Source organism: Streptococcus suis, from assembly GCF_019794615.1.
Classification (GTDB): Bacteria; Bacillota; Bacilli; order Lactobacillales; family Streptococcaceae; genus Streptococcus; species Streptococcus suis_AI.
Genome location: NZ_JAIMDU010000020.1, coordinates 34,079 through 43,580 on the forward strand (window position 1 = coordinate 34,079; position 9,502 = coordinate 43,580).

Here is a 9,502-nt window from a genome sequence, read left to right on the forward strand (position 1 = left end):
TACCAGTAAAACCTACCAAATTTGATAGGCTTTACTGAGAAAAATCTCAGCTTCTAAAAGGGCGACCGAGTGGTCGCCCTTTCGGAATTCATCAATATAAAAATTATGGTTTTTCTGGTACTTCTACTTTACCATCAAGAATAGCTTGTTTTGCGTCAGCAACAGCTTTTGATGCTTCGTCAGAAAGGTTTGTTTCTGCCAACTCTACACCTTTATCAGCAAGAGTATAACGAACAATTTCACTGCCAGGGAATTCACCATTTTCAGCTTTTGTAGCAATATCTTTTACTGCTGCACCAACTTGTTTCAAAGTAGATGCCAATACAAAATTAGATTCTTTACCATCTTTAGAAGTGTAAGCACCTTCTGCAGATTGGTCACGGTCAACACCGATTACCCAAACTTTATCTGCTTCATTACGAGTTTCGTTTTCAGCTTTAGCAGCGGCAAATACACCGTTACCAGTACCACCTGAAGCGTGGAAGATAATATCTGCACCTGCAGCATATTGAGCAGCAGCGATAGTTTGACCTTTAGCAGCATCACCAAATGAACCAGCGTATTGAATATCAATTTTGATTGATTCATCAACAGATTTAACACCAGCTACGAAACCAGCTTCAAAACGGTCGATAACTTCACCTTTCATACCACCGACAAAACCAACTTGTTTCGTTTTAGTTGATTTAGCAGCCGCAACACCAGCAAGGTAAGAAGCTTCATGGTCGGCGAAACCAACGCTAACTACGTTATCTTCGTCAGCTACAACACTATCCACGATAACATAGTGAGTATCTGGGTTGTTTGGAGCTACTTCTTTAATCGCAGATTCCAATGCAAAACCGATACCAAATACTAGGTTGTAACCGCCTGAAACTGCTGAATCAAGGTTAGTAATGTATTCTGATTCATTAGCTGATTGGAAATAGTCATAACCATTACCTTTAGAAAGACCAGCTGCATTACCCCACTCTTGAAGACCTTCCCACGCAGATTGGTTGAATGAACGGTCATCAACACCACCGATATCAGTAACAATTGCTGCTTTAATGCTTGAAGCACTATCAGATGATGACGAATCATTCTTTACAGTACGGCTTCCGCAAGCTGCTAAAGAAAGAGCTGCAACTGAAGCTAGACCAAGGCCAACAAATTTCTTGTTCATTTCTGAACCCTCCTAAAAAAACGTTTTGCAACTATTGTGTTGCAGAATGAAATTGCTACAGTCATTAGACTGCCATACAGACTAAGATAAGTCTGTAAAGGAATATGGAAGTAATTCCCCGACTGTCATCACGACTGTCGATTTATCTTTAGCGACAAGAGTCACTTTTAAATCCTTATCAAAAAATTCCGCCATAACTTGACGACATGCTCCACAAGGAGATATTGGCTTCTCTGTTTCACCATAAATAATAATTTCAGAGAAGTCACGTACTCCCTCGGAGATTGCTTTAAAAATCGCTGTTCTCTCAGCACAATTCGTCAACCCAAAACTAGCATTTTCTATATTCACACCTGAATATAGTTCCCCAGTCTTTGTAACAAGAATAGCACTGACTGGAAAATGTGAATAGGGCACATAGGCATATTTGCTATTGTCTACAACTAGTTCTATTAAATTAGTAGTCTCCATCCGCCTGTGCTCCGTTCATAATTGCTACACCTGACGATGCACCAATTCGAGATGCTCCAGCTTCAATAAAGGCAATAGCATCTTCATAAGAACGTGCACCACCAGAAGCTTTAACGCCCATGTCTGGACCCACAGTTTTTCTCATCAATGCGACGTCAGCAACTGTAGCACCGCCAGTTGAAAAACCGGTAGAAGTCTTCACATAATCAGCTCCAGCTTCTTTTGACAATTGACAAGCTCTCACTTTCTCATCATCTGTTAATAAGCAAGTTTCGATGATTACTTTAACAAGTTTATCTCCACTAGCATCTACAACTGCTTTAATATCATCCAAAACCAAGGCATCATTTCCTGATTTTAAAGCACCGACATTGATCACCATATCAATCTCATCAGCACCATTTGCAATAGCATCTTTAGTTTCAAAGGCTTTAACTGCAGATGTATTTGCTCCCAAAGGGAAGCCGATTACTGTACAAACTTTAACATCACTGTCTTTCAGGCTTTCTGCTGCCAATGAAACCCACGTTGGATTTACACAGACACTAGCAAAATCATATTCTTTTGCTTCAGAAAGAATCTTTTCAACCTGTTCTTGTGTTGTTTCTGGTTTTAAGATTGTATGATCAATATATTTATTCAATTTCATGTTTTTCTCCGTACATTAATAAATTATTTCAATGATTTCTTTCGTCTTTACACTTACTTTATCTATTTTAACATTTTTTTGAAAATTTGTAAGCATATTTTCCGAAATATTTTCATTAGCATATATTGTCGCAATCTGTTCACCTTCTGAAACAGATTCACCTACTTTTTTATGGAAAACAATTCCCGTTTCGTAATCCAATTGATCCGATTTTACAGCGCGACCTGCACCAAGTTTCATGGCGAATAAGCCAAACTCTAATGCTGGTAGAGCCACGATATAACCGTCTTTCTCTGCGTAAACAGGAACTTGGTATGACACTTCTACAGGGCGGTATAGATCAGATAAATCACCACCCTGTGCAAGCACCATTTCCTCAAATTTCTTCAATGCGAGGCCGTTATCAATATGCTGTTTAACTTCTTCAACGCTTTTTTCAACATTCGCAAGACCTAACATGATATGTCCTAATTCACAAATGAATTCGGTTACATCCTCGCGACCTCGCCCTTGCAATATTTCAAGGGCTTCTAAAATTTCTAATCGATTACCAATTGAAGTCCCTACTGGTTGTGACATGTCTGTCAGAACAGCGACTGTTTTACGACCAACAGCTTTCCCTAAATCAACCATGGTTTGTGCAAGAACACGCGCATCTTCCACAGTCTTCATAAAGGCACCCTCACCAACAGTGACATCTAGAAGAATCGCATCTGCACCTGCTGCAATTTTTTTAGACATGACAGAACTTGCAATTAAAGGAATAATATCAACTGTGGCAGTGACATCCCGAAGAGCGTAGAGTAATTTGTCTGCTTTAACAAGATTGTCAGATTGGCCAATGACTGCTACACCAGTGTCTTGGACTTGTTTAATAAAATCTTCTTGACTAACTTCAATCTGAAAACCATTAATCGATTCTAACTTGTCTAGTGTACCACCAGTATGACCTAAACCACGACCGCTCATTTTTGCCACAGGAACACCAAAACTAGCAACCAGAGGGGCAAGAATCAAGGTGACCTTGTCACCAACACCACCAGTAGAATGTTTATCCACTTTTATACCTGGAATGGCCGATAAATCAATCTGTTCACCCGTTGCAACCATAGACATGGTTAAATCTGAAATTTCACGTGTTGACATGCCCTTAAAGTAAATAGCCATCGCAAGAGCAGACATCTGGTAATCTGGAACAGTTCCAGCTACATAACCGTCAATCAACCATTTGATCTCATCTGACGATAATTCTAAACCATCTCTTTTTTTTTGAATTAAGTCAACTGCTCTCATTTGTTCACACTTTCAAGGATATAATACCCTTTATCCTTCCTGATAATTTCACAGTTTCCAAAAACCTCTTCCATCTTCGCCTTGGCACTTGGTGCACCTTGTTTTTTCTGAATCACAATAGTAAGCGTGCCATTTTCGTATAGATGATTCTTAGCTCCTGAAATCACTTGGTGAACAACCGCCTTACCAGCGCGAATTGGAGGGTTTGAAACAATATAATCAAATTGTTTTGTCACATTTTCATAGATATCGGATTGGAAAATGTCGACAGCAACATTGTTTAGTGTAGCATTTTTTTCAGCCAATGCCAGGGCTCTGTTATTGATATCTATCATTGTAGTGTCAACATGATAGACCTTTGCAAGTGTTAAGCCAATCGGACCATAGCCACAACCTACGTCAAGCAAAGACTTCCCTTCTTCTAAATGAAGAGACTTTAAAAGCACCTGACTTCCATAATCTATCATTTTCTTACTAAATACCCCTGCGTCTGTTTGGAATGTCATTGGGGTATCCAGTAAAATAACACGAAGTTCATGAATATCATGTGCTGTACTTGGATTTTTCTCGTAATACATATTTGACATATATTCATTATAACATTTCCTAAAAACGTTTACAAGAATTTTACTTAAATTCATAATCGTGCTACAATAGGCCTATGAAAAATGAATTTATCAATTTTGAACGCATTAGCAGAGAAACCTGGCAACAACTTCACCGCCATACGACAGCTCCACTCACGCAAGAAGAACTAAACTCCATAAAGAGTTTCAATGATAATATAAAACTCCAGGAAGTATCTGACGTCTATTTACCATTAATCAATCTCATTCGCATTTATCGTAAAGCTCGCACGGATTTGACCTTTTCAAAAAGTTTGTTTTTACAAAAGAAAATTGAAAAACAACCCTTTATCATTGGTGTATCTGGTAGTGTTGCTGTCGGAAAATCTACAACCAGTCGTCTTCTGCAAATATTACTTTCCCAAACATTTAGGCATGCAAAAGTTGAGTTGGTTACGACAGATGGATTTCTTTATCCAAATGCAGAGCTTCAAGAAAAAGGTCTTCTTGACAAAAAAGGGTTTCCTGAATCTTACAATATGGAACTGTTGCTGAATTTTTTGGATACTATAAAAAATGGCGAATCCTTTAGCATTCCAACTTATTCACACGAAATTTACGATATCGTTCCGGATTCTTATCAAACCATCGAAGCACCTGATTTCCTCATTGTGGAAGGCATCAATGTATTCCAAAATCCTCAAAACCAACGATTGTATGTCAGCGACTATTTTGATGTTTCTATTTATGTAGATGCTGACGTGGATAATATTGAAACCTGGTACTTGGAACGATTCCAAAAATTGTTGAAACTAGCCGAAAAAGATCCGACAAACTATTACCATCGGTTCACACATTTACCATTTGCAGAAGTCATTGAAATGGCTCAACGTATCTGGAAAGATATTAACTTAGCCAACCTAGAAAAGTATATTGAACCGACACGAAACCGAGCAGATATTATCCTGCATAAAGGATTGAATCACGAAATCGATGAAATTTACTTAAAAAAATAAATTTCACTTGTCAAATGCAGTCTTTTCATATATAATGGTATAGTTAGTACAAGAAAGGGTGGAGGTGAAACCATTGGCAAACATTAAGTCAGCTATCAAACGCGCTGAATTGAACGTTAAACAAAACGAAAAAAACTCAGCACAGAAATCAGCTATGCGTACTGCAATTAAAGCATTTGAAGCTAACCCATCTGAAGAGCTTTTCCGCGCTGCTAGCTCAGCAATCGATAAAGCAGAAACTAAAGGTTTGATTCACAAAAACAAAGCAAGCCGAGACAAAGCACGTCTTGCATCAAAACTTGCATAATAAAAAAGAAGTCTATTAAGGACTTCTTTTTTTCTATTCTACTACCAATTCAAATGTTAAGGTCTGTTCATTGTACAGATATTGGTAGGTTTCAATCCAGCCCAATACTTCAAATAGTCGATTGGTACCCGAAGCTGCATATTCCACCATTTGATCCAAGGCTGCTTGATTAGAAAATTGACATGCAATCCGGTGCTGACCTGACTGATATAGATTAGAAACAGTTTGAACGATTAATTCCTCATCAAAATTCTCAAAATAAGTACCCTGCTGAACGTAATAATTTAAGCCGTTGTCAGTACAAGAAGGATAGGCAAGTGGTCTCTCCGAATATGGATATTCTGTTCCCCAATAACTTAGTAAGTCCACATCAGCAACTCTATTTCTATACAAAATGGAATCTGGAACACATAGATAGTCATAGCTAATAGTAGATTGCGCTTGACTCCCCATAGCTTCTTCAAAGACTGGATCTCCCCAGGTTGAATCTACACCATAGTATTGCTGATCAATCTTCACTAAATTCCAAGCGTGTTCAATAGTTTCACCATTTGTTCCAGTCACATTACCAGATACATAGACAGCTTCTATCCCAGCCAACTTACATAAATATTGAAAGGTTCGGCTATACCCTGCACACACCGAGCTATTATCCAGTAAAACTGATTTTATGGATTGATTATTCCAACTAATCTGACTATCACTCAAAGCAGCAAGATTATAATCCGTATGCTGAATAATGTATTCATAGAAGAATTTTACAGTATCGTATACATGATCTTTTGGAGCTTGGCTAACGATGGATTGTGCCAAAGTTGCTAATTTTTCACTTTCTTCTTCAACCTGCAACGGATAGTCAGGCTCAGAAAGGTCCTGATAATCAATGCCATCCCTCATTGCGTCAGTCATCCAGTAATACTCAGGGAAATCATTTGCTACTGAGAAAAATGCACGTGTATAGGTCTCATCGTCTACCCTGTCAATTGCAATCTGCTGTTTGAAGGTACGCAAACCATTAGCTAATTGGAGGTAGACCCGGCGTTCCTCATCAGTGTCTAATTGTTGATAAAAAAAATAATCAGCAACTTGCTCCTTCATCTCTTGCAATTCATTTTCAAGGACTTTAGCTTCTTGTGTTGCTTCTCCACTGATTATCTTGCCAAAATCCTCCATTTGAGGAAAGTATGAACAGCCTGTCAACTGGGTGCAAGCCAATATGATTAATATAATTAAGTAACTCTTCTTTTTCACGACCTACTCCTCTCCTCCATCCTAGTATATCATACTTTCGAACCGACAAAAAAATGATAGGGCACGTTCCTATCATTTTCTGATTTTATCTTGGTAATCTTACCTCAAAAATAGTTCCTTTAGGCTGATTATCCCGCACAGTGATTGTGCCTTTCAAACTATTGGAAATTTGTAAGGCTAAGGATAAACCGAGACCAAACCCACCTTTGCTCCGAGTACGGGCCTTGTCTACACGATAAAATCGATCGAAAATTTTCTTTTTATCACTATCACTGATTCCCAGTCCATTGTCCGCCACCGTAAAGAAAACCAACTTATCTTTGATATTAGCTGTCACTTGTATAGCGCCATCTTCTTCGGTATACTTCATTGCATTATCAAATAGGATGGTTAGAAGCTGCTTTACCAACACCTTATCCGTCCGAATTGGTTGATGAATCAAATTATTAACCGTGACTGTTTTACCATTTTCGTCAGCAATCATCGTGTAATTTTCAAAGATTTCATCAAAATAGCTAGGTGGAACGTCAACTATATCTAATTTGAAACCGTCATCACGACGAGCTAAGTTCAGTAAATTCGTAGTTAACATACGCATATTACGAACTTCCTCTAGGCTTGATCCTATACTCTCACTACTCTCCAAAATGGTTGCATTTGGATGTCTAAAAAGACCTTCCAAACGATTTTGTAGCACAGCTAAAGGCGTTCTCAATTCATGACTAGCATTCTCAACGAAATCCTTTTGTTTTTGATAGCTAATCAAGATAGGACGCATACTCAAATTTGACAGATAGATACTAGCCAAGATGGAAATAAGCCAAGCAGATACCATGACAATAGCTACAGCAGTTTCATACGTCTCTATAGATGATTTAATCTGACTCACGTTCACAAAAATTGTCGCGTATTTAATATCATAGGAAGAATAATACCCAAGGTCATCTGGCGCCAATTCAATAGTAACATAGCGGTAATCTTCTGAACTACCGAATGTAGAATCTACCGATACTTCCTTGATTTCCCCTAAATTTTTCTTGTCTAAAGATAAATCAGTTAAACCAGTAAACGTATCAGGATTAACTACTTGACCATCTTTTGAATATAGCAAGACATGCGTATTAAAACCAAGTTTCAGCTGATCGTCTTTTTGATTCTTTGGGGTGTTTGGAGATGAAGAATCGGAAGTTGTAGTTCCACTCCCATCGGTTATATTATCATCTTGAACAATAAATTCCGAATTGGGTTCATAGGTTCTTGCAACCGCAAAGCCAACTACTAGTGCCGGTGCATCCTTAATTCGGGCTAATGTATCGTCTGAAGTCTGATACATGGTTGAACGCATCAATTGGAAAATAATTGCAGTCATCAAACCAAAGATAAGGGTAAATACTGCGAAATAGCGAATAAAGAAGGAAAATTTATCCGTTGAAATAAATTTTTTAAAACGTTTAGGCATTCTTCAAAATGTAACCGACACTACGAAGAGTTTGAAGATTTTCTCCAAATGCGGTTCCTTTCAATTTTTTCCGAATTTTAGAAACATACACTTCCACTACAGAAATAGTTGTATCACTATCAAATCCCCAAATACGGTCGAAAATCTGTGTTTTAGGAAGAATGACATTTTGATTTTGTAAGAAATATACTAATAAATCAAACTCTTTTCCGAGAAGCTCAACTTCCTGTCCATTAACTGTAGTTGTGTTAGTAGATAAATCAACAGTTACATCTCCAAACGTAAGTGTATTTTCATTAAATTTTCCAGCACGTTTCAATAATGCTTGGATTCGCATTTTTAATTCTTCCAAGTAGAATGGTTTTGTAAGGTAATCATCCGCACCTAACTCAAAACCATGCCCTTTATCCTCTAGGCCTTCCTTGGCAGTCGTAATCAGAACTGGAGTTGTGACACCTTTTTCACGGAGTTCTTTTAAAACTTGGAATCCATCCTTTTCAGGTAACATTAAATCTAAAAGAATTAAGTCATAAACCCCAGTTTCTGCTTCATAGATTCCTTCTTCACCATCAAAAACTTGCATAACATCTGCAAAATCATCTAAAAAATCAAAGACTGAATTGGAAAGGCTCAAATCGTCTTCAACCAATAATATCTTAATCATTCATTTCTCCTTTGCTCCATGAGCTAGTCGTTAGACTAGAAAAGATTCCAAGCTATTTTTTCTCTTCCAAGTTCATTATACCATGGAATGAAAAAAACAAGAATTAATTGACCTATTCTTCCGTCGAACTAGAGTCACTTTCTATCTGAGATTTAATTTCTTGATTTCGTTGTTTCAATGCATTCACTTCATCAGAAGACGAAGAATTCTCATCCGTAGTTGTAGAATCCGACTGCGAAGCCCCACTCGTTGCATCAGGCGGAGTCATACCTTGGCCCCCTCGGCCAGGTGGCATTCCCTGTCCAGCCCCACCTTGTCCTTTTCCGCTTGGCATTTGATTAGGATCAAAACTTCCAGGAGCTTGGTCAGTTGCTCCATTCTGATTTTCTGACGTAGTAGCCTGGCTCTGATTAACAACTGAGCTAGTGGTTCGGTTAATGCTCATTCCACCGGCAAAACCTATTGTAGCTGCTGAAATCCCCACAGTCGCCAATAAAATTAGTGGCTGTTCTTTTAATTTACTTAAGAGTGACATACATTACCTCATATTTTGATTGTAAGCGCCCAATAACAAAGTATATTGAAAAAGGCTCCAAAGTCCTGTCGACTCTGGAACCTTTTTCTATTTACATGCTCTTTTAATTTTTTCCTTCCATGGCAA

The 9,502-nt window shown here is 38.1% G+C and carries 11 protein-coding genes; 2 read left to right on the top strand and 9 right to left on the bottom strand.

Annotated features, from left to right (window positions below; all coding sequences use genetic code 11):
- Positions 1–103: 103 nt before the first annotated feature.
- From K6V43_RS06915 to K6V43_RS06935, 5 genes are all read right to left on the bottom strand, one after another.
- The gene (locus K6V43_RS06915; RefSeq protein ID WP_222382410.1) at positions 104–1,165 is read right to left on the bottom strand and encodes a BMP family lipoprotein; all 1,062 of its coding nucleotides are present in this window, start codon (positions 1,163–1,165) and stop codon (positions 104–106) included.
- 81 nt (positions 1,166–1,246) lie between these two features.
- Entirely contained in the window at positions 1,247–1,636 is a 390-nt protein-coding gene (locus tag K6V43_RS06920; RefSeq protein ID WP_172018666.1) for a cytidine deaminase, read from the bottom strand.
- On the bottom strand, positions 1,623–2,285 hold the full coding sequence (deoC, locus tag K6V43_RS06925; protein ID WP_024392092.1) for a deoxyribose-phosphate aldolase: 663 nt from the start codon (positions 2,283–2,285) through the stop codon (positions 1,623–1,625). The genes K6V43_RS06920 and deoC overlap by 14 nt, the downstream gene beginning before the upstream one ends.
- Positions 2,286–2,300: 15 nt before the next feature.
- Positions 2,301–3,578 carry a pyrimidine-nucleoside phosphorylase gene (locus tag K6V43_RS06930; RefSeq protein ID WP_222382411.1) on the bottom strand — a complete coding sequence of 426 codons (1,278 nt, stop codon included), beginning with the start codon at positions 3,576–3,578 and terminating at the stop codon, positions 2,301–2,303.
- Positions 3,575–4,165, bottom strand: a complete 591-nt coding sequence (locus K6V43_RS06935) for a class I SAM-dependent methyltransferase (protein ID WP_222382412.1) — start codon at positions 4,163–4,165, stop codon at positions 3,575–3,577. Before K6V43_RS06935 ends, K6V43_RS06930 begins: the two co-directional genes overlap by 4 nt.
- A 74-nt stretch (positions 4,166–4,239) precedes the next feature.
- Here K6V43_RS06935 and coaA point away from each other — a divergent pair, with 74 nt between their 5' ends.
- Both coaA and rpsT read left to right on the top strand, forming a co-directional pair.
- Positions 4,240–5,160, top strand: coding sequence for a type I pantothenate kinase (gene coaA, locus K6V43_RS06940; protein ID WP_024392089.1), 921 nt, complete (start codon positions 4,240–4,242; stop codon positions 5,158–5,160).
- 58 nt (positions 5,161–5,218) lie between these two features.
- Positions 5,219–5,467 carry a 30S ribosomal protein S20 gene (rpsT, locus tag K6V43_RS06945; RefSeq protein ID WP_012027069.1) on the top strand — a complete coding sequence of 83 codons (249 nt, stop codon included), beginning with the start codon at positions 5,219–5,221 and terminating at the stop codon, positions 5,465–5,467.
- Positions 5,468–5,500: 33 nt separating this feature from the next.
- Here rpsT and K6V43_RS06950 read toward each other — a convergent pair whose 3' ends face one another.
- The 4 genes from K6V43_RS06950 to K6V43_RS06965 form a co-directional block, all read right to left on the bottom strand.
- Positions 5,501–6,718, bottom strand: a complete 1,218-nt coding sequence (locus K6V43_RS06950) for a transglutaminase domain-containing protein (protein ID WP_222382413.1) — start codon at positions 6,716–6,718, stop codon at positions 5,501–5,503.
- 85 nt (positions 6,719–6,803) lie between these two features.
- Positions 6,804–8,177, bottom strand: a complete 1,374-nt coding sequence (locus K6V43_RS06955) for a sensor histidine kinase (protein ID WP_222382414.1) — start codon at positions 8,175–8,177, stop codon at positions 6,804–6,806.
- Positions 8,170–8,841, bottom strand: a complete 672-nt coding sequence (locus K6V43_RS06960; protein WP_024403838.1) for a response regulator transcription factor — start codon at positions 8,839–8,841, stop codon at positions 8,170–8,172. The genes K6V43_RS06955 and K6V43_RS06960 overlap by 8 nt, the downstream gene beginning before the upstream one ends.
- 112 nt (positions 8,842–8,953) lie before the next feature.
- Positions 8,954–9,376 carry a hypothetical protein gene (locus K6V43_RS06965; protein ID WP_024403837.1) on the bottom strand — a complete coding sequence of 141 codons (423 nt, stop codon included), beginning with the start codon at positions 9,374–9,376 and terminating at the stop codon, positions 8,954–8,956.
- Positions 9,377–9,502 lie beyond the last annotated feature (126 nt).